The organism is Microbacterium sp. JZ70, from assembly GCF_053903225.1.
Genome location: NZ_CP096405.1, coordinates 858696 through 879333, shown reverse-complemented (window position 1 = coordinate 879333; position 20638 = coordinate 858696). Strand labels below are relative to the sequence as shown.

Below are 20638 nucleotides of genomic sequence, written 5' to 3'. Positions count from 1 at the left end.
GGCGTGGTGTGAAGTTATCCCTTCACGTTTCCCGCGCCGTGTCCCTCGTGTTTCGGCGGCGTAAATCCCGACGGCGGCTCGCTCGCGGCGCGGGCTAGCATGTCGGCGTGACCCTCTCGGCCCCCGGACCCGCTGCCGGCGTCGGGGACGCGCCCGACCCGCGCACCCTCGTGGGGCGCCGGCTCCGCGAGGCCCGGACGCTCACCGGGCTCTCGGTCTCCGCCCTCGCCCGGCGCCTCGGGATCTCCACGAGCGCGGTCTCGCAGATCGAACGCGGCGTCATGCAGCCGAGCGTCTCGCGCCTCATCGCGATCACCGACGCCCTCGGCGTCCCGCTCGCCACGGTGCTCTCCGGGTCGGTCGCGACGGGGCCCGACGACGGGTCGTACGCTCTCGAGCGCGCGGCGGACGCCGCGTACCTCGAGCTCGGCGGAGGCGTCGTCTTCCGTCGCCTCGCTCCGGGCGACAGCCCCGGCATCGACTACTTCGAGTCGATCTACCCGCCCGGCAGCACGGCGTCGTCGAAGGATCAGCTCTTCCGCCACGAGGGGTACGAGGTCGGCGAGGTGCTCTCCGGCGAGCTCACGATCGACTTCTCGGACGAGGTCGTCGTGCTGCGCGCGGGCGACACCATCCGGTACCCCTGCGACAAGCCGCACCGCCTGCACAACACGGGCGATGAACCCGCCGTCGCCCGCTGGCTCATCGTCCATCCGCCCTCGGCCGACTGAGCGAACCGCCGCGCGTTACCGCGCCGAAATACGCCGCCCCTAGCGTGGCGGCATGCTCCTGGAGGACTTCGACCGCGCGCCCGCTCCCGACGCCGCGGCGGTCGCGCGGGTGTGGGCGGATGTCCCGAGCTGGGTCGACGCGCTCGTCGCGTCCCGACCGCACGGGTCGCTCGACGCGCTGCTCGCGAGGGCGGCCGAGGAGGCCGCGACCTGGGGTGAGCGCGAGCTCGACGCGGCGCTCGCGCGCCATCCGCGGATCGGCGATCGTCCGACGGGAGACAGCGCGGAGGCCGCCGCCTCCCGGCGCGAGCAGGCGGCCATGGCCGACGCCGACGCCGAGGTCGCCGCGCGGATGGCCGAGGGCAACGCGGCCTACGAGGCGCGCTTCGGCCGGGTGTTCCTCATCCGCGCCGCGGGCCGCTCCCCCGTCGAGATGCTCGGCGAGCTCGACCGCCGGCTCGCGAACGACGACGCCGCCGAGGTCCGCGAGGCGTGCGGGCAGCTCCTCGAGATCGCCCTCGCCCGCATCCGCGCGGCCTTCGCCGCGCCATCCGCCGCCGCGCCATCCGAGGAGACCCGATGACCGAGCTGACGACGCATGTGCTGGATGCCGCGAGCGGACGCCCCGCGGCCGGCATGGCCGTCGCCGTGCGCACGGCGGGCGCCGTCGTCGCGACGGCCGAGACCGACGCCGACGGGCGCGCGGCGCTGGGAAAGCTCGGCGCGGGCGAGCACACGCTGGTCTTCGACACCGGCGCGTGGTTCGCGGCGCGCGGCGTCGAGGCGTTCTATCCGTCCGTCGCCGTCGCCTTCCGGGTCGACGGCGAGCCGCACGCGCACGTGCCGCTCCTGCTGAGCCCGTTCGCGTACTCCACCTACCGAGGGAGCTGATCCATGAGCGACGTGTCCGTGCACCTGGGACCGCACAAGTACGGCAAGGCCGAGAACCGCCTCGTGCGGATCACGCGGGACACCGCCCGGCACGAGATCGAGGACCTCACGGTCACCTCGCAGCTGCGCGGCGAGGCGTTCGCCGACTCGTTCCTGACCGGCGACAACGCGAAGGTCATCGCCACCGACACGCAGAAGAACACGGTGTTCGCGTTCGCGAAGACGCACGGCGTCGGCTCGCCCGAGCGCTTCCTCTCCCTCCTCGCCGAGCACTTCACGACCGAGTTCGACTGGGTCGAGGGCGGGCTGTGGCAGGCCGAGCAGCACGTGTGGGAGCGCATCGTCGTCGACGGCTCCGGCCACGATCACGCGTTCGTCCGCACGGGGCGCGGCACGCGGCTCGCCGCCGTCCAGGTCGCGGATGGCGGCACCCACGTGCTGGGCGGCGTGAAGGGCCTCGTCGTCCTGAAGTCGACGGGATCGGAGTTCCGCGGGTTCCCGAGGACGCCGTTCACGACCCTCCCCGAGACCGACGACCGCATCATGGCGACGTCGGTCACGGCGCGCTGGCGCTTCCTGCCCGAGGCGGTCGCGGAGGGCGTGGACTACAACGGCGTGTACGAGGAGGTCACGGCCGTGCTCCTCGAGCGGTTCGCCGTCGTGCACTCGCTCGCCCTGCAGCAGACCCTCTTCGCGATGGGGCGCGCGGCGATCGAGGCGCGGCCGGAGCTCGCGGAGATCCGCTTCGCGATGCCGAACCGGCACCACTTCCTCTACGACCTCGCGCGCTTCGACCTCGAGAACGAGGGCGAGGTGTTCATCGCCGACGACCGCCCCTACGGGCTCATCGAGGGGACGGTCGTGCGCGACGGCGTCGACGACGCGCCCGCGGCCTGGGCCGACGTCCCGACGTTCATCTGACGTCGCGCCGCTCCTCGGTCTGCCCCTCGTTCTGCCCCTCCCTCCAGTCCGTCGTCCCCTCTTCTCCCCCGCCTCTCTCGCCCAGGTCGCACTCCGCGTCCCCAAACGCCGCTTTACGGACGCGAAGTGCGACCTGGACAAGACCCTTGCTCGCCCAGGTCGGGGAGGGCGGCCGTTCAGCGGGTGGGGTCGCCCTCGGGCGCGACGACGTGCGCGTCGACAGGGTTGCCGTCCTTGTCGACGGCCGGCAGCTCCTGACCGCTCTCGTCGCGGAACCGCACAGGGGTGAGACCGGCCCCCACGGCCTCGGAGGAGACGAGGGCGATCGCGGCGGTCGAGCGCACGCCGTCATACGACCCCACGACCGGGTCGGCGCCGTACTTCTCCTTCGCCGAGCGCGAGTTCAGCAGGAGGTTGAGCAGGATGGCCGCGATCGCGCCCGCGGAGATGCCCGAGTCGAAGATGAGCGTGAACGCGTCGGGGAAGCGCGCGTAGATCTCCGGCGCGACCGTCGGCAGCAGGGCGATGCCGACCGAGACCGCGGCGACGAGCACGTTGCGGTTGTCGAAGCGGACCTTCGCGAGCGTCCGGATGCCGCTGGCCGCGACCATCCCGAACAGCGCGATCCCCGCGCCGCCGAGCACGGCCCGCGGGACGCCCTCGACAATCGCCGAGACCGGCGGCAGCAGGCCGAGGACGACGAGGATCCCGCCCGCCATCGTCGCGACCCAGCGCGAGCGCACGCCCGTGAGCGAGACGAGCCCCACGTTCTGGGCGAACGCCGTGTAGGGGAAGGTGTTGAAGACACCGCCGATGACGGTGCCGAGCCCATCGGCGCGCAGCCCGTCGGCGAGCTGACGACGGCCCACAGGGCGCTCCACGATCTCGCCGACGGCGATCATGTCGCCCGTCGTCTCGGTCATGATGACGAGGCCCACGACGAGCATCGAGACGACCGAGGCGATCTCGAAGGTCGGCAGTCCGAAGTGGAACGGCGTGACGATGCCGAACCACGCCGTGTCGGCCACGCCCGACCAGTCGACCATCCCGGGGACGGCGAGTGCGGCGAGGGTGCCGGCGACGAGCCCCAGGAGCACGGAGATGCGGGCGAGCGCCCGCGGAGCGAACCGCTCGACGAGGACGATGAAGAGCAGGGTCCCAGCCGCGAAGGCGAGGTTGAGCGGGTCGGCAGCGCCGTCCTCCGCGCCGTCGATCACCCATCCGGCCGCGACGTCCATGAGGGACAGGCCGATGATGAGGATGACGGTGCCGGTGACGAGCGGCGGGAAGAAGCGCAGGAGCTGCGAGAAGAACGGCGCGACGAGGATCATGAAGAGGCCGCAGGCGATGGTCGCACCGTAGATCGCCGTGATGCCGTGCTGCGTTCCGATCGCGATCATGGGGCCGACCGCGGCGAAGGTGACGCCCTGCATGAGCGGCAGGCGCACGCCGAACCGCCAGAACCCGATCGACTGCACGATCGTCGCGATGCCCGCGACGAAGAGGTCGGCGCTGATCAGGTACACGAGGTCGGCGCCGCCGAGCCCGATCGCGCCGCCGACGATGAGCGGGACGGCGACGGCGCCCGCGTACATCGCGAGCACGTGCTGGAGGCCGAGAGGGAACAGCCGCGCGAGCGGCGGGATCGAGTCGACGGTGTTCGCGTCGCGGGAGGAGGTCGTCATGCCGCGACGCTAATGACGCGGTGTTGCCCGGGCGTTTCGTGAAGGAGTCACTTCATGACGAGCGCCTCACGGGCCGCGTCAGGCGGACTCGTGCGCCGTGAAGAGCGTGTGCACGTCGCCCGCGACGGCCCGGCCGCCCAGATCGACGAGCTCGAGTACGACGGCCGACCCGGCCACCTCGGCGCCGAGGTCCCGGATGAGCTGCTGGGCGGCCGCGAGCGTCCCGCCGGTCGCGAGCACGTCGTCGAGGAGCAGGACGCGCTCCCCCGGCCTGAGGACGCCCGGCGCCTCGATCGCCGCCGACCCGTACTCGAGGTCGTACGACACAGCGGCCGCCGGCTTGGGCAGCTTCCCGGCCTTGCGGATCGGCAGCACCCCGACTCCGGCGACGGCCGCGACATACCCCGCGAGCAGGAACCCGCGCGCCTCGATGCCGCCGACGATGTCGAACCGGCCCTCGAACGGCTCGACGAGCGCGGCGCACGCGACGCGGAGAGCCTCGGGGTCGGCCAGCAGCGGCGAGATGTCGCGGAACAGGATGCCCGGCTCCGGGTAGTCCGGAGTGAGGTCGATGAGCGATTCGGCACGGGCGAGGGCGTCGTTCACCTGCCCAGGCTACCGGCGCCGCCTGGACGGCCGCGGGGGCGGTGCTCCCGGATCGGGGCGGGCATGGGGCAGACTGGGCGCGTGACGACGACCCTCCTCTCCGCTTCGACCGCGCTGGCGAGCACCGGCAACGACCTCGTGCCCTGGATCGTGGGCGGCGCCGTGGTGCTCGTGCTCGCGGGCGCCGGGCTCCTGGTCCTCCGCCGCCGGCAGTGACGCGCGGGGCCGCCTAGACCCGAGCCCCTGCGCGCGCATCCATCGGGCGCATCCTGGAGACGACGCCCGGCAGTCCGCCGCGCTCGGTCGCGATGACGAGCGCGACGACGCTCGCCACGGCGAACAGCGCGTCGAGCGGCGACGCCAGCATGCCGAGGAGCTGCCAGCCGCCGATGCCTGCGAGATAGCGCAGGACGCGGGCCGCCGGCGCGGGCCCCACCCCGCCCTCCCACCGGACGAGGACGGCGTGGTCGCCCACCGTGCCGCCCGTCACGAGGACGACCGCCGCCAGGAGGACGAAGGGCACGGCGGTCGCCGCCACGTTCGCTGCGGCGGGATCCAGCTGCGCAGCCGGGACGCCGGCGACGGAGAGCTGCCACGCGTTCACCGCGATCCCCGCCGCGCCGCCGGTCAGCGCGACCGCGAGCGCGTCGCACAGCATGCCGAGCAGGCGCCTCCAGATCGTCACCGGGCGCGGGGCGTCTGCCGCGGGCCGTGCGTCGCGGCGGGCGAGAAGCGGGCGCACGGCGAGCGACAGGGCACCGCCGAGCAGGGCTCCCGCGGTGTTGGCGAGCAGGTCGTCGATGTCGAACAGGCGGTACCCGCACGGGTAGATGCCCCAGACGCCCGTGACCTGTGTCGTCTCGATCGCGACCGAGAGCCCGAACCCGACGAGCGTCGAGACGACCACGCCGCGCCGCCAGATGAGGCGCAGGAAGAACCCCAGCGGCACGAACAGCAGCACGTTGAGTGCGACCTGCATGACCGCGGGATTGTGCCGCAGGGCGGAGAGCGAGCCGACCGGGTGGTCGAGGATGTCGTCGACGAACTGGAACGGCCGCAGCTGCGGCGCCGCGCACCGGATGGCGTCAGGGTCGGGGAGCGGCAGCAGCGTGTACGTCCACAGCGCGAGGCCGTAGACGAGGAAGGCGCCCCACAGCACCAGCTGCCGGAGCGTGAGCCGGCCCTCCCGTCGATACTGCACGGCGACGAACGGCACGAACAGCAGCACCGCGAACACCGCCCCGAGCAGGATCGCGGCGACAGCGGGGAGCACCTGGCCGTTCACAGGCATCCACGCTATCCGAGCCCCTACCCTGGACCCATGACGCGCCTGCTCGCCGACGCCGACTCGACCCGCTGGGTGCCCGTGACCGGGCGCGGACTCCGCGGCGGCCGCCACCGGAAGGCGGCCATCCGCATGCTCCTCGGGAGCGCCGGCCTCCCGCAGGGCGCTCCCGGGTCGGGATTCCTCGCGTGGATCGCCAATCGCGCCGCGCGCGCGATGATGCGCCGATCGGATGGCCGGATCCTCGCGTGGGTCTGGAAGGACGACCCCGAGCTCCTCGTCGCGATCGCCCAGGTCCAGGAGCTCACGGCGCAGCTGCGGACCGCCCGCGCCATGATGCCGATCGAGTACGACGACACCGAGGACTTCCGGTCGCCGTTCCTCGGGCAGGGCGAGAAGCTCGTCATCGACATGCCGCAGGGCGAGCGCTCCCTCCTCTCGGCGACCTACACGTGGGACACCGGCACGCAGCTCGTGACGCTGCAGGCAGCCTCGCCCGACCGCGAGCGCTTCCGCACGCTGCTGCCGGCGATCGAGGACCTCGCCCGGACCATCCGCCTCTCGGACGACCTCGAGGTCGGCGAGTCGAACATCCTCCGGCTCCCGCCCGCCTGATGCGGCGGACCGGCGGAGCCGCCGCGCTGCTCGCGGCCGCCGCGCTCGTCGCGGGATGCGCGGCGGCCGACGACGGCATCCGCCTTCCGCCTCCGGACGGCGTGCTCGACTACCAGCTCGGCGGCGCGTACGCGCCCGCTCCGGAGGTGACGATCGTCGTGCGCGACCGCACCGAGGCGCCCGCGGCCGGGGCCTACGGCGTCTGCTACGTCAACCTCTTCCAGACCCAGCCGGACCCCGCGTCGGGGCCCGACCCCGCGCTCGAGGGGACGACCGCGTGGTGGGGCGCGGTCCACCCCGAGCTGCTGCTGCGCGACGCGGACGGCGCTCTCGTGGTCGACGAGGAGTGGAACGAGGCCCTGTTCGACATCCGGACCGCCGCCGCGCGCGAGGCGCTGCTCCAGATCCAGTCGGCGTGGCTGCGCGGGTGCGCCGACGACGGCTACGACGCCGTGGAGCCCGACAACCTCGATCAGCACGAGCGCTCGCACGGGCTGCAGACCCTCGACCACGCGCTCGCCTACATGGCGGAGGTCATCCCCCTCGCGCACCGGCTCGGGCTGGCTGTCGCGCAGAAGAACACCGCCGAGCTCGGGGCGTCCGGACCCGAGCTCGGCTTCGACTTCGCCGTCGCCGAGGAGTGCGAGCTCCACGACGAGTGCGCCGACTACCGCTACCCGGGCCGCGTGCTCGAGATCGAGTACGACGACACGGGCGTCGTCGAGCGCGACGGCATCACGCGGACCGCGCTCGAATGGGCGTGCGCCCGTCGCGCGGGCGACCATCCGATCACCCTCCGCGACCGCGACGCGACCCCGCGCGGCGACCCCGCGCACGTGTTCGCGCACTGCTGAAGCCCGGTTACCGCCGCCGAGTCATCGCTGTCAAGCCCATGCGCCGCTGCCGCCGTCGCCCCTAGGTTTGCATCAGCGGCGCACATCCGCGCACCGCTTTGAGAAGGGAGCAGTCATGGGCTTCATCGCATTCCTCATCCTCGGCCTCATCGCCGGAGCCATCGCGAAGGCCATCCTGCCGGGCAACCAGGGCGGCGGCTGGATCGCCACCCTCATCCTCGGCGTGGTCGGAGCCTTGCTCGGCGGATGGATCGGAACGGCCCTCTTCGGAGTGGGTGTCGACCAGTTCTGGGATCTCGGCAGCTGGCTGCTCGCGATCGGCGGAGCGATCATCGTCCTCCTCATCTGGGGACTCATCACGGGTCGACGCAAGACGAACTGAGTGTGAGCGTGCACGGCATGTGAGCGTGCCGGGAATCGAGCGGCACAGGTGGCCGGCGCGTCGGGGGATGCGCCGGCCATCGCCGTGTCAGCGGCGCGGCTCGAAGGCGAGCGGCTCCTCGCGGATGCGGGCGCGAGCCGACTCGACCGCGCCTCGGACGACGATGTCGCGCCCCAGGGTGCTCGCGACGAGCTCGGGCACGGGCGGGTAGAACTCCTCCGCGAGCACCGTCCGCGCACGCGCGAGGACCGGCTCGACGGCCTCCGCGATCGCGCCGGCGATGACGACCCGCTCGATGTCGAGGAGACTCGCGAGGACGAGCGCGACCCGCGCGATGCGGTCGCCGAGCCGATCGAGGATGGCCGTGGCGAGCGCGTCTCCGTCGGCGGCCGCGCGGAAGACGTCGCGCGCCGTGATCTCGTCGACGGGGAGCTCGGCCAGCGCGCTCCGCTCCCCGTTCGCCACGGCGTCCTGTGCCCACATCCGGGCGAGCGCGCCGACGCCGTCGGGGCTCCCCGCTCCCTCCACGATGTCGAGGAAGCGCATCTCGCCCGCTCCGCCGCGCGCTCCGCGCAGCAGCCGGCCGTCGACGATGACGCCCGCGCCGAGGCGCTCCCCCGAGAGCAGCGTCGCGACGTTCGCCGTGTGGGCCTGCCCGTCCTGGCTCTGCTCGGCGACCGCCGCGAGGTTGGCGTCGTTCTCGACGACCACGGATGGGCCGGGGAGCGCGTCCGCGAAGCCCGGGTTCATCGTCTTCCAGTAGTCCCGATCGCCCGCGGGCGATCGCCCGTCGGCGTCGACGGGCGCCGGAACGCCGACGACGACGACGAGCAGGTCGTCGCGCTGCGCTCCCGCCGCGGCGAGGGCCTCGTCGAGCAGGCGCACGGCGAGCGCGCGGCGCTCCTCCGCCGCCTCGGCGCGACTGCGCTCGGCCGCGGAACCGGGGCGGCGGTCGACGGCGGGCGCGTCGGCGCCGACCTCGCCGAGCACCTTCCCGCGGAGGTCGGCGACGATCGCGGTGAAGCGATGCTCGCCCGCGTCGATGCCGGCGACGACCCCCGCCTCGTCGCGCAGACGGTAGCGCCGCGCCGGGCGCCCCTTGCTCGTGAGGCCGGCGGCCCGGCTGTCCTCGAGCTCGACGAGCCATCCGGCCTCGACGAGGTCGTCGCACACGCCGAGCACCGTCGCGCGGGTGAGCGATGTCTCCGCCATCACCTCGGCCGCCGTGAACTCCGCGACGCGCAGGGCGAAGCGCACCACCGCGCCGGAGTTCATCCGGCGCAGCACCTGGGGCGAGTTCGCCGTGCCGTGAGCCATGTCCTCGACCTTACTGGGGGTCTTGACGCCGCCCGACTGGCGGTGAGAGAGTGTCCCCGTTATATTCGCAGTCTAGATTTACTCGCTGAATAAATCGAGACGCAGGAGAGGACGACGATGTCTTTGGGACTGAGAAGAGCGACGAGGGTCGCCGCGGCCGGGATCGGCGTCGCCGTGACCGCGTCGCTGCTCGCCGGCTGCTCCGCCGGCGGACGGGAGACCGTCCACTTCACGTTCAGCAAGCGCGAGGCGATCTCGTTCATGACCGAGGTGGTCGACGAGTTCAACGCGTCGCAGGACGAGTACGAGGTGGTCATGGACACGTCGGGCCCCGACGTCATCGCGGCGAGCTTCGTCCGCGGCAATCCGCCCGACCTCATGCTCGCGAACTACAACCAGGAGGTCGCGCGCTTCGTGCAGCGCTGCGCGCTCACGGACCTGTCCGAGACCGAGGCGGCCGCCGACATCCGCCCCGAGATGCAGCCCCTCCTCGACCAGTACGGCGTCTGCGAGGGCCGCACGACCGCGCTCCCGTACTCGGTGATGGCCGCATCGGTCATCTACAACAAGGAGATCTTCGCGGAGCACGACCTCGAGGTCCCGCAGACGTGGAGCGAGCTCATCGAGGTCTGCGACACCCTGCAGGCCGCAGGCGTCGCGCCGTTCTACGCGACCTTCGCGGATGCCTGGACGGCGAACCAGGGATGGTTCGACTACGCGATCGGCGGATCCCTCGACGTGCTCGACTTCTACGACCAGCTCGCCGCGCAGGGCACCGACGTCGGCCCGGATTCGCCGGTGTCCTTCCAGAAGGACTTCCTCGAGCCGATCGAGAAGATGCAGCTCCTCGCGAGCACCTACACGCAGCCGAACGCGAGCAGCCGCGGCTACGACGCGGGCAACGTCGCCTTCGCGAATGGCGAGGGCGCGATGTACCTGCAGGGACCGTGGGCCTTCAGCGAGATCGCGAAGACGAACCCCGACCTCGAGCTGGGCACCTTCCCGCTCCCGATGACCGAGGACCCGGCCGACCTCAAGGTGCGCGTCAACATGGACCTCGTCACGATGATCCCCGAGGAGGCGGAGAACAAGGAGGGCGCGTTCGCGTTCCTCGAGCACCTCTTCCAGCCCGAGCTCATCCAGGAGTACAACGAGTCGCAGCTCGGCTTCGTGCCGACGACGACCGGCGACGACCCGAGCGACCCCCGCGTCGAGGGGATGATCGGCTACTACAACGAGGGCGCGGTCTACCAGGGCCCCGGCGTCCTGAACCCGCGGGCCATCCCGACCGAGAACTACGCGCAGTCGCTCGTCCTCGGCGCGGACGCCTCCTCGGTCCTGCAGACCATGGACGCCGACTGGGCCCGCCTCGCCTTCCGCCAGCCGGCGGTCTCGACCGAGGAGACGGCAGAATGAGCACCACCACGACGATCGTGACCGGCGGCGACCGCCGCGTGCGCCGCAGCCGCAAGCGGGTCGAGCCGATCTACTACCTCTTCCTGCTGCCGTCGCTGCTGCTGTTCACGCTCGCGATCACGCTTCCCGGCGTCATCGGCATCGTCTTCAGCTTCACCGACTCCATCGGGCTCGGCGACTGGAAGTTCATCGGCTTCACCAACTACATCGCGGCCTTCAGCGACCCGGCCATCCTCTCGAGCTTCCTGTTCACCTTCGGGTTCTCGCTCGTGACGGTCGTCGTCGTGAACGTGATCGCGTTCCTCCTCGCGGTGGGGCTCACGGCGCGCATCCGCTTCAAGATGGGGCTCCGCGCGATCTTCGTCATCCCGATGGTCGTGTCGGGCATCATCATCGCGTACGTCTTCCAGTTCCTCTTCCAGAACTCCCTCCCCGGCGCCGGCGCCGCGCTCGGCATCCCGTTCCTCGAGGAGAGCATCCTCGCGAACCCCGACCTCGCCTGGCTCGGCATCGTCATCGTGACTGCGTGGCAGTCGATCCCCGGCACGCTCCTCATCTACATCGCGGGACTCCTGTCGATCCCCGGCGAGGTCTACGAGGCCGCCGACATCGACGGCGCGTCCAAGCCGCAGCAGCTGCTGCGGATCACGCTCCCCCTCGTCGCGGGCTACGTCGTCATCAACGTCATCCTCGGCTTCAAGAACTTCCTGAACTCGTACGACATCGTGGTCGGCCTCACGAACGGCGGCCCCGGCACCTCCACCCGCACGATCGCGATGACGATCATCCGCGGCTTCCAGACGGGCGACTACGCCTACCAGATGGCGACAGCGACGCTGTTCTTCATCATCACCGTCATCATCGCCGTCCTGCAGCTGTCGGTGACGCGCGGAAGGAGCGCACTCTGATGTCCACGCACACCGCCCCCACCGGCAGCACGAGAGCCATCGTCACGAGCGCCGCCGGCAAGGCCCCGCGCTTCCGCATGGAGCGCGTGAACTGGTCGGCCACCGTCATCCTGTTCCTGTGCGCGATCACCGTGATCCTGCCCCTCTACGTCACCGTCTCGATGGCGTTCAAGACGAGCTCGCAGGCGGGCGACGGCAACGCGTTCTCGCTGCCGATGCCGTTCAGCATCCAGGGGTTCATCGACGCCTGGCAGCTCACGAAGTTCCCGGTCGGCTTCGCGATGTCGCTCATCGTGACCGCGGGCACCGTCGTCGCGACGATCATCCTCGCGGCGTTCGCGTCCTACGCGATCGTCCGCAACTGGGATCGGAAGCTGTTCCGCTGGTCGTTCTTCTACCTGCTCGCGGCCATGTTCATCCCGTTCCCCGTCGTCGCCCTCCCGCAGATCCAGCTCACGGGCCGGGTCGGCCTCGACAACCCGCTCGGGGTCATCCTGCTCGCGACGATGTTCCAGCTGAGCTTCAGCGTGCTGCTGTTCACCGCGTTCCTGCGGTCGATCCCGCTCGAGCTCGAGGAGAGCGCGCGCATCGACGGCGCCTCGACGTGGCAGACGTTCTGGAAGCTCATCTTCCCGCTCCTCGCCCCGATGAGCGCCACGGTCGGCATCTTCGCATTCCTCTACGCGTGGAACGACTTCATGATGCCGTCGCTCATCATCTCCGACGCGAACCTGCAGACGCTGCCCGTTCGCCAGAACCTGTTCCAGACGCAGTTCAGCAGCAACTACAACGTCGCGTTCGCGTCGTACCTCATGGCGATGGCGCCCGCGATCATCGCCTACCTGTTCGCGCAGCGCTGGGTCATGGAGGGCGTCACGCAGGGCGCCGTCAAGGGCTGAGCGCCGAACCGTCCACGGGCGGATGAGCGGGCCGCGCCCGCTCATCCGCCCCTTGCTCCCAGGGGGGATCCCACGTCATGTCAGAGCAGATCGCGCCCGCCGGCGCCGACTGGTGGCGCCAGGCCGTCGTCTACCAGATCTACCCGCGGTCGTTCGCCGACGCGAACGGCGACGGGATCGGCGACCTCCGCGGCATCATCTCGCGCGTGCCGTATCTCCGCGCGCTCGGGGTCGACGCCGTGTGGCTGAGCCCGTTCTATCCGTCGGCGCTCGCCGACGGCGGATACGACGTGGCCGACTACCGCGACGTCGACCCGCGCATCGGCACGCTCGCCGAGTTCGACGAGATGGTCGCCGCGCTGCACGAGGCCGGCATCCGCGTCGTCGTCGACATCGTGCCGAACCACTCGTCCGACCAGCACGCGTGGTTCCGCGAGGCCCTGGCGGCGCCGAAGGGCTCGCCTGCGCGCGACCGTTACATCTTCCGCGACGGTCTCGGCGAGAACGGCGAGCTCCCGCCCGCCGACTGGCCGTCGGTGTTCGGCGGATCCGCATGGGAGCCGGTCGGCGACGGCCAGTGGTACCTCCACACGTTCGCGAGGGAGCAGCCCGACTTCAACTGGGACAACGCGGAGGTGCGCGAGGACTTCCTCACGACGCTGCGCTTCTGGTCGGATCGCGGCGTCGACGGCTTCCGCATCGACGTCGCGCACCTGCTCGTGAAGGAGCTCGCCGATCCGCTGCCCTCGCAGGCGGAGCTCGACGCCCTCGACCGCGATTCGGGGCGCCATCCGCTGCTCGACCGCGACGAGGTGCACGAGGTCTATGCGCAGTGGCGCGCGGTCTTCGACGAGTACGACCCGCCGCGCACCGCGGTCGCCGAGGCGTGGGTCGACTCGCCCGCGCGCCGCGCGCGCTACGCCTCCCCCGCCGGCCTCGGCCAGGCGTTCAACTTCGATCTGCTCACGGCCGACTTCGACGCCGGCGCCTTCCGCCGCATCGTCGCCGACAACCTCGCGCAGTCCGCGGCCACGGGCTCGTCGTCGACGTGGGTCCTCTCGAACCACGACGTGACGCGCCACGCGACGCGCTACGGCCTGCCTCCGCTGAACGGACGCCGCGTCAAGCAGGGCGTCGAGTGGATGCTCGCGGGCGCGCCAGCCGACGGCGTCGACCTCGCGCTCGGGCTGCGTCGTGCGCGCGCCGCCACGCTCTTCCTGCTCGCCCTCCCCGGCAGCGCGTACCTCTATCAGGGCGAGGAGCTCGGGCTGCACGAGGTCGGCGACATCCCCGCCGAGCAGCGGCAGGATCCCGCGTACCACCGGTCCGTCGGACAGCCGACCTGGAGCTACGACGGGCTCGGGCGCGACGGATGCCGCGTGCCGCTCCCCTGGGCACGGTCGGGCTCGTCGTTCGGGTTCGGCTCCGACGGCGCGCATCTGCCGCAGCCGGCCTGGTTCGGCGACGTCTCCGTCGAGGCGCAGGAGGGCGATCCCGCCTCGACCCTCAGCCTGTACCGCGCGGCCCTGAGACTGCGCCGCGAGCTCCAGTCGGACGAGACGCTCGCATGGCACGATGAGCACGGACGAGACGATGTGCTCGCCTTCTCCCGCCCCGGCGGGTGGGTGAGCGTGACCAACTTCGGCGACGCTCCCGTCGCCCTTCCCGACGGGGAGGTCGTCCTCGCGAGCGCACCGCTCGACGGCGACCTCCTCCCCGGCGCGGCGACAGCCTGGCTGACCCGCGCATGACCCGCCATCCGCACACCGCACGACCCGCCATCCGCACCGCATTGAGGAGAGACATCCCTTGACCACGCTCACCGCGACATCCGAACCCACCCTCCTCGGCGAGGCCGACTGGTGGCGCCAGGCCGCCGTGTACCAGATCTACCCCCGCTCCTTCGCGGACGCGAACGGCGACGGCATCGGCGACCTGCGCGGCATCATCTCGCGCATCCCGTACCTGCGCGCCCTCGGGATCGATGCGGTGTGGCTCAGCCCGTTCTATCCGTCGGCCCTCGCCGACGGCGGCTACGACGTCGACGACTACCGCGACGTCGACCCGAAGATCGGGACTCTCGAGGAGTTCGACGAGATGGTCCGCGAGCTCCATGCCGCGGGCATCCGCCTCATCGTCGACCTCGTCCCGAACCACTCCTCCGACCGCCACGCGTGGTTCCAGGAGGCGCTGCGCTCGCCCAAGGGGTCGCCCGCGCGCGACCGCTACATCTTCCGCGACGGACGCGGCGAGAACGGCGAGCTGCCGCCCGCCGACTGGGAGAGCATCTTCGGCGGCCCGTCGTGGACGCGCGTCGAGGACGGGCAGTGGTACCTGCACCTCTTCGCGAAGGAGCAGCCCGACCTCAACTGGGACAACGAGGAGGTCCGCGCCGACTTCCGCACGACGCTGCGCTTCTGGGCCGACCGGGGTGTCGACGGGTTCCGCGTCGACGTCGCGCACGGCCTCGCCAAGCACCTCCCCGATGAGCTGCCCTCCAAGGAGGAGATGAAGGCGATCACCGAGCCCGGTCAGCACCCCCTGTGGGACCGCGACGAGGTGCACGACATCTACGCCGACTGGCGGAAGGTCTTCGACGAGTACGACCCGCCACGCATCGCCGTCGCGGAGGCGTGGGTCGAGACGTCGCGCCGCCCGCGGTACGCGAGCGCCGAGGGGCTCGGCCAGGCGTTCAACTTCGACCTGCTGCAGGCCGACTTCGACGCCGCGCAGTTCCGGACGATCATCGCCGAGAACCTCGCCCTGTCGGCGGCGTCGGGCTCGTCGACGACGTGGGTGTTCTCGAACCACGACGTCGTCCGGCACGCGACCCGATACGGCCTGCCGACGCCGACCGAGAAGGTCGAGACGTCGGAGATCATGGCCATCCCCAGCAAGGACTGGCTGCTCCGCGGCGCCCCCGAGGAGGAGCTCGACCGCGAGCTCGGCGTGCGCCGTGCACGCGCGGCGACGCTGCTCGAGTTCGCGCTTCCCGGCTCGGCGTACCTGTATCAGGGCGAGGAGCTCGGTCTGCACGAGGTCGGCGACATCCCCGACGAGGCGCGGCAGGACCCGTCGTTCTTCCGCAACAAGGGCGTCGAGGTGGGCCGCGACGGATGCCGCGTGCCGCTGCCCTGGACGACGAGCGGCTCGTCGTTCGGCTTCGGCCCGAACGGCGCGCACCTGCCCCAGCCGGCCTGGTTCGCCGAGGTCTCGGTCGAGGCGCAGGACGACGACCCCGCGTCGACGCTGAACCTCTACCGCGAGGCGCTCCGCCTGCGGCACGAGCTCCAGGCGGCGGAGGCGCTGACGTGGGATGAGAAACTCACCACGGGCGACGTGCTGGCGTTCTCGCGCCCGGGCGGCTGGACGAGCGTCACGAACTTCGGCGACACCCCGGTTCCGCTGCCTGAGGGCGAGGTGCTCCTCTCGAGCTGGCCGCTCGAGGGCGACGAGCTCCCCGGCGCGACGACGGTCTGGCTCCAGCGCGGCTGACGCCGCCCCCCACGTGTCTCACTCGTCGCGGGTTCCGCCTCCGGATACCCGCGACGAGTGAGACACGCTTGCGTGGCCGCGGGTGTGCATGTCTCACCCCACGCGGGAATACCCCGCCCATTCCCACCGCGGTTGAGACACGCCCACCCCACCGGGCACACCATGTCTCACGACACGCGGGAATACCCCACCCATACCGACGGCAGTTGAGACACGCCCACCCCACCGGGCACACCATGTCTCACGACACGCGGGAATACCCGGCCCAAACCCACGGCGACCGAGACACGCCCGCCCCGGCCGACCCCGCGTCAGCGCTTGCGCCGGAACCACACCGTCGACAGCGGCGGCAGCACGACCTCCGCGTGCGTGGGCCAGCCCTTGTGCTCACCGGCGACCGCCGTGACCGCGCCGAGGTTGCCCACGCCCGAGCCGCCGTAGGCCTCGGCGTCGGTGTTGAGGCACTCCTCCCACTCCCCGGCGCCCGGGAAGCCGAGGCGGTAGCCGTGGTGCGGCATGGCCGCGAAGTTCGTCGCCGAGAGGATCTCGTCGTCCCCGCTGCGGCGCACGAACGCGAACACGTTCCCCGCCGCATCGTCGGCCTCGACCCACGCGAACGAGCCGGGGTCGGCGTCGGATCGCCAGATCGCGGGCGACTCGCGGTACCGCGCGTTGATGTCGCGCAGCGCGTCACGCAGCCCGCGGTGCTCGGGGTGGTCGAGCAGCCACCAGTCGAGCTCGCGCGACTCGGCCCACTCCGCCTCCTGGCCGAACTCCGAGCCCATGAAGAGCATCTGCTTGCCGGGGTGGGCCCACATGAACGCGTAGTACGCGCGCAGCGTCGCGAGCTGGCGCCAGCGGTCGCCGGGCATCTTGCGCAGCAGCGAGCCCTTGCCGTGCACGACCTCGTCGTGCGACAGCGGCAGGACGTAGTTCTCGCTCCACGCGTAGACCAGCGAGAAGGTCATCTCGCCGTGGTGGTACGCGCGGTGGATGGGGTCGCGCTGCAGGTACTGCAGCGTGTCGTGCATCCATCCCATGTTCCACTTGAAGCCGAATCCGAGGCCGCCCGCGCTCGTCGGCTGTGTGACGCCGGGCCACGCGGTCGACTCCTCGGCGATCATCGAGATGCCCGGCACGCGCTTGTAGGCGGTCGCGTTCAGCTCCTGCAGGAATTGCACGGCCTCGAGGTTCTCGTGGCCGCCGTGGATGTTCGGGGTCCACTCCCCCGGCTCGCGCGCGTAGTCGAGGTAGAGCATCGATGCCACGCCGTCGACCCGGAGCCCGTCGGCGTGGAACTCCTCGAGCCAGTACAGCGCGTTGCCGTAGAGGAAGTTCCGCACCTCGCGGCGCCCGAAGTCGAAGATGTGCGATCCCCACTCCTTGTGCCATCCGCGCTGGGGGTTCGGGTCCTCGTAGAGGGGTGCGCCGTCGAACTGGACGAGCGCCCAGGGGTCGGTCGCGAAGTGGCCGGGCACCCAGTCGAGGATGACCCCGATGCCCGCCTGGTGCAGGCGGTCGATGAGCAGGCGCAGGCCGTCGGGATCGCCGAACCGGCTGTCGGGCGCGTAGTAGCCCGTCACGTGGTAGCCCCACGATCCGCCGAACGGATGCTGCATGACCGGCATGAGCTCGACGTGCGTGAAACCGAGGTCGGAGAGGTACGGCACGAGCTCGTCCGCCAGCTGCGCGTACGACCGGTCGCGGCGCCAGGAGGCGAGGTGCATCTCGTAGATCGACATCGGCGCGTCGACCTGGCCGCGCGACGCGCGCGCCGCCATCCACTCGTCGTCACCCCACTCGTACGCCGAGTCGAACACCCGCGACGCGGTCTGCGGCGGCACCTCGGCCCATGCGGCCATCGGGTCGGCCTTCTCGCGCCACACGCCGTCGGCGCCGAGGATGACGTATTTGTAGGTCGTGCCGCTGCCGACGTCCGGCACGAACAGCTCCCAGATGCCCGAGCTGCCGAGCTGGCGCATCGGGTGCTCGCGCCCATCCCAGCTGTTGAAGTCGGCCTTGAGCCGCACGGCGCGGGCGCGCGGCGCCCAGACCGCGAACGCCGTGCCCGTGACGTCGGGCGCGACGCCCAGGCCGTCGTAGCGATGCACGTGCGCGCCGAGCACGGTCCACAGCTGCTCGTGCCGCCCCTCGCCGATGAGGTGGAGGTCGACCTCGCCGAGCGTCGGCAGGAACCGGTACGGGTCGTCGCGCTCGATCGGCTCCGACCCCTCGTAGGCGACCTCGAGCCGATAAGCCGGGACGTCGGCCACGGGCAGCACCCCGGCCCAGACGCCCTCGTGCTCGTGCGCGAGGTCGACCGCGGCCCATCCGTCGGGGTTCTTGCGCGTCGGCGCGGGCAGGCGATAGCGCACCGTGACCGACTTCGCGAGCGGCTTCAGCACCCGGACCGTGACGCCGCCGTCGTGCGGGTGCGGCCCGAGGACGGCGTGCGGATCGCCGTGCTCGCCGTGGGCGATCTGCGCGAGGATCGCCGGATCGATGGGCAGGACGGATGGCGATGACGCGGTCATGACGCTCCCCTCGGGATGTCGGCGGCGGGGCTCGGCGCCGGCTCGGCGTGCGGGTCGCGCACGGCGAGGATGTGGGCCACCTCGTGGCCGGGGTCGAGCCGCACGTACGCGTCGCGCCCCCACGTCCACTCGCTGCCGGTGATCTCGTCGCGGACGGCGAACACCTCGGGGAGGCCGGCCGCCGCGAGGTCGAGGTGGACCATCGTCTCGCGCGTCCCGTGCGGATCGAGGTTGATGACGACGATGACCGTGTCGCCCTGGCGATCGGACTTCGAGAAGCAGAGCACGTGGTCATCGTCCGTCCAGTGGATGACGAGGCTGCGCAGCTGCTGGAGGGCGGGGTGCGCCCGACGGATCTCGTTGAGCCGCGTGAGGTACGGCGCGAGCGTGCGCCCCTCGCGCTCCGCGCCCTCCCAGTCGCGGATGCGGATCTGGTACTTCTCGCTGTCGAGGTACTCCTCGCTGCCGGGCTTGACCGCGACGTGCTCGAAGAGCTCGTAGCCCGCGTACACGCCCCACGAGGGCGAGCCCGTCGCGGCGAGCGCCGCCCGCAGGCGGAACGCCGCGGGGCCGCCGTACTGGAGGAACCCGTGGAGGATGTCGGGGGTGTTCACGAAGAAGTTCGGCCGCATGAGGTGGTCGCTCTCGGTCGCGACCTCGCGCAGGTAGTCCTCGATCTCGCCCTTCGCGGTGCGCCACGTGAAGTACGTGTACGACTGATGGAAGCCGACCGCACCGAGCGTGTGCATCATCGCGGGGCGCGTGAACGCCTCCGAGAGGAAGAGCACGTCGGGGTCGGTGCGGCGGATCTCGCCGAGGAGCTTCTCCCAGAACTGCACGGTCTTCGTGTGCGGGTTGTCCACGCGGAAGATCCGCACGCCGTGACTCATCCACAGCCGGACGACGCGCAGCACCTCGGCGTAGATGCCGTCGAAGTCGTTGTCGAAGTTGATCGGGTAGATGTCCTGGTACTTCTTGGGCGGGTTCTCCGCGTACGCGATCGACCCGTCGGCCCGCGTCGTGAAGAACTCCGGATGCTCCTTCACCCACGGATGGTCGGGGGCAGCCTGGAGCGCGAGGTCGAGCGCGACCTCGAGGCCGAGCTTGTTCGCCTTCTTCACGAACGCGTCGAAGTCGGCGAAGGTCCCGAGATCGGGGTGGATGGCGTCGTGCCCGCCGTCCTTCGAGCCGATCGCCCACGGCGATCCGACGTCGTCCGGCCCCGGGGTGAGCGTGTTGTTCGGCCCCTTGCGGTTGATCTCGCCGATCGGATGGATGGGCGGCAGATACAGCACGTCGAAGCCCATCGCGGCCACCGCGGGAAGGCGCTTGGCCGCGGTCTTGAACGTGCCGCTGACGACCTTGCCGGTCTTCCGGTCGACCTTCGCGCCCTCGGAGCGGGGGAAGAACTCGTACCAGCTGCCGAACAGCGCGCGCGGACGGTCGGCGTACAGCGGGTAGGGCCCCGCGACCGTCAGCAGGTCGCGAAGCGGATGCGCGCGGAACAGCGCGACGACCTCGTCGCTCGCGAGCTGGGCCATCCGCGCCTCCGCCGGCCGCGACGCATCCGTCGCGGCCTCGAGCGCGCCCTGCAGCACCTCGCGCTCGGCGGCCGACAGCGCCGCCGCGTCGATGCGCTCGAGCAGCAGCCGCCCCTCGAGGAACATGAGGTCGACGTCGACGCCGGCGGCGATCTTCACGCTCGCCGCGTGCTCCCACGTCGCGAGCGGGTCGGACCATCCGTGCACCTCGAAGGTCCACGCGCCCTCGACGTCGGGGGTGACCCACGCCTCGTAGCGGTCGGTGCCCTTCGCGATCTCGCGCATGCGCACCGGCGGGCGCCGGGCGCCATCCGGATCGATCAGCACCACCTCGGCGCCGAGACGGTCATGGCCTTCGCGGAAGACCGTCGCGCGCACGGGAAGGGGCTCGCCCCGAGTCGCCTTCGCCGGCAGCTCGCCGCCCTCGATGAGCGGATGGACGTCGATCACGGGAATGCGTCCGACCATGGCACCCAACCTAGCCATCCGGAGCACCCGGCGACTACCCGCGTTCCCGCGCGTGTCGACGGTGTCCGGAGAGTTCCCGATCGCGTTCGA

Annotated in this window: 19 protein-coding genes; 13 read left to right on the top strand and 6 right to left on the bottom strand. The window is 71.4% G+C overall.

The window, feature by feature from the left end; all coding sequences use genetic code 11:
- Positions 1–107: 107 nt before the first annotated feature.
- The 4 genes from M1D46_RS03945 to pucL are packed head-to-tail and all read left to right on the top strand — an operon-like array spanning position 108 to position 2543.
- Positions 108–731 carry a helix-turn-helix domain-containing protein gene (locus M1D46_RS03945; protein WP_324012930.1) on the top strand — a complete coding sequence of 208 codons (624 nt, stop codon included), beginning with the start codon at positions 108–110 and terminating at the stop codon, positions 729–731.
- A gap of 52 nt (positions 732–783) precedes the next feature.
- Positions 784–1314 carry a 2-oxo-4-hydroxy-4-carboxy-5-ureidoimidazoline decarboxylase gene (uraD, locus tag M1D46_RS03940; RefSeq protein ID WP_456286682.1) on the top strand — a complete coding sequence of 177 codons (531 nt, stop codon included), beginning with the start codon at positions 784–786 and terminating at the stop codon, positions 1312–1314.
- Positions 1311–1622, top strand: coding sequence for a hydroxyisourate hydrolase (gene uraH / locus M1D46_RS03935; protein WP_455969088.1), 312 nt, complete (start codon positions 1311–1313; stop codon positions 1620–1622). Before uraD ends, uraH begins: the two co-directional genes overlap by 4 nt.
- 3 nt (positions 1623–1625) lie before the next feature.
- Positions 1626–2543, top strand: coding sequence for a factor-independent urate hydroxylase (gene pucL / locus M1D46_RS03930; protein WP_456286681.1), 918 nt, complete (start codon positions 1626–1628; stop codon positions 2541–2543).
- 176 nt (positions 2544–2719) lie between these two features.
- On the opposite strand, the gene M1D46_RS03925 is transcribed toward pucL, so the two are convergent.
- Together M1D46_RS03925 and M1D46_RS03920 are read right to left on the bottom strand one after the other, a co-directional pair.
- The gene (locus tag M1D46_RS03925) at positions 2720–4228 is read right to left on the bottom strand and encodes a nucleobase:cation symporter-2 family protein (protein ID WP_456286679.1); all 1509 of its coding nucleotides are present in this window, start codon (positions 4226–4228) and stop codon (positions 2720–2722) included.
- Positions 4229–4306: 78 nt separating this feature from the next.
- Positions 4307–4834 carry an adenine phosphoribosyltransferase gene (locus M1D46_RS03920; protein ID WP_456286678.1) on the bottom strand — a complete coding sequence of 176 codons (528 nt, stop codon included), beginning with the start codon at positions 4832–4834 and terminating at the stop codon, positions 4307–4309.
- 81 nt (positions 4835–4915) lie between these two features.
- On the opposite strand from M1D46_RS03920, the gene M1D46_RS03915 reads away from it, so the two are divergent.
- Complete coding sequence (locus tag M1D46_RS03915; RefSeq protein WP_271173421.1) at positions 4916–5050, top strand: LAETG motif-containing sortase-dependent surface protein; 135 nt, start codon at positions 4916–4918, stop codon at positions 5048–5050.
- Positions 5051–5063: 13 nt separating this feature from the next.
- On the opposite strand, the gene M1D46_RS03910 is transcribed toward M1D46_RS03915, so the two are convergent.
- Positions 5064–6125, bottom strand: a complete 1062-nt coding sequence (locus tag M1D46_RS03910; protein WP_456286677.1) for a VanZ family protein — start codon at positions 6123–6125, stop codon at positions 5064–5066.
- Positions 6126–6155: 30 nt separating this feature from the next.
- Between M1D46_RS03910 and M1D46_RS03905 the strand changes: the two genes are divergently transcribed.
- The 3 genes from M1D46_RS03905 (at position 6156) to M1D46_RS03895 (ending at position 7970) form a co-directional block, all read left to right on the top strand.
- Entirely contained in the window at positions 6156–6734 is a 579-nt protein-coding gene (locus tag M1D46_RS03905) for a hypothetical protein (RefSeq protein ID WP_271173419.1), read from the top strand.
- Positions 6734–7588, top strand: coding sequence for an endo alpha-1,4 polygalactosaminidase (locus M1D46_RS03900; protein WP_456286676.1), 855 nt, complete (start codon positions 6734–6736; stop codon positions 7586–7588). The genes M1D46_RS03905 and M1D46_RS03900 overlap by 1 nt, the downstream gene beginning before the upstream one ends.
- Positions 7589–7703: 115 nt before the next feature.
- On the top strand, positions 7704–7970 hold the full coding sequence (locus M1D46_RS03895) for a GlsB/YeaQ/YmgE family stress response membrane protein (RefSeq protein WP_271173417.1): 267 nt from the start codon (positions 7704–7706) through the stop codon (positions 7968–7970).
- Between the two features lie 87 nt (positions 7971–8057).
- Here M1D46_RS03895 and M1D46_RS03890 read toward each other — a convergent pair whose 3' ends face one another.
- Positions 8058–9287, bottom strand: coding sequence for an ROK family protein (locus M1D46_RS03890; protein ID WP_456286674.1), 1230 nt, complete (start codon positions 9285–9287; stop codon positions 8058–8060).
- Between the two features lie 117 nt (positions 9288–9404).
- Here M1D46_RS03890 and M1D46_RS03885 point away from each other — a divergent pair, with 117 nt between their 5' ends.
- The 5 genes from M1D46_RS03885 (at position 9405) to M1D46_RS03865 (ending at position 16005) form a co-directional block, all read left to right on the top strand.
- Positions 9405–10703 carry an ABC transporter substrate-binding protein gene (locus M1D46_RS03885; protein WP_456286673.1) on the top strand — a complete coding sequence of 433 codons (1299 nt, stop codon included), beginning with the start codon at positions 9405–9407 and terminating at the stop codon, positions 10701–10703.
- Positions 10700–11611: a carbohydrate ABC transporter permease gene (locus M1D46_RS03880; protein ID WP_271173414.1), complete on the top strand. Its 912-nt coding sequence runs from the start codon at positions 10700–10702 to the stop codon at positions 11609–11611. Before M1D46_RS03885 ends, M1D46_RS03880 begins: the two co-directional genes overlap by 4 nt.
- Entirely contained in the window at positions 11611–12510 is a 900-nt protein-coding gene (locus M1D46_RS03875; protein WP_456286671.1) for a carbohydrate ABC transporter permease, read from the top strand. Before M1D46_RS03880 ends, M1D46_RS03875 begins: the two co-directional genes overlap by 1 nt.
- Positions 12511–12587: 77 nt before the next feature.
- On the top strand, positions 12588–14261 hold the full coding sequence (locus M1D46_RS03870; RefSeq protein WP_456286670.1) for a glycoside hydrolase family 13 protein: 1674 nt from the start codon (positions 12588–12590) through the stop codon (positions 14259–14261).
- Positions 14262–14319: 58 nt separating this feature from the next.
- Complete coding sequence (locus tag M1D46_RS03865) at positions 14320–16005, top strand: glycoside hydrolase family 13 protein (RefSeq protein ID WP_271173412.1); 1686 nt, start codon at positions 14320–14322, stop codon at positions 16003–16005.
- A 311-nt stretch (positions 16006–16316) separates the two neighbouring features.
- Here M1D46_RS03865 and glgB read toward each other — a convergent pair whose 3' ends face one another.
- Both glgB and M1D46_RS03855 read right to left on the bottom strand, forming a co-directional pair.
- Positions 16317–18539 (bottom strand): 1,4-alpha-glucan branching protein GlgB, encoded by a 2223-nt coding sequence (gene glgB / locus M1D46_RS03860; RefSeq protein ID WP_456286669.1) that lies wholly within the window; start codon positions 18537–18539, stop codon positions 16317–16319.
- Positions 18536–20566, bottom strand: a complete 2031-nt coding sequence (locus tag M1D46_RS03855; RefSeq protein ID WP_456286668.1) for a maltotransferase domain-containing protein — start codon at positions 20564–20566, stop codon at positions 18536–18538. The genes glgB and M1D46_RS03855 overlap by 4 nt, the downstream gene beginning before the upstream one ends.
- Positions 20567–20638 lie beyond the last annotated feature (72 nt).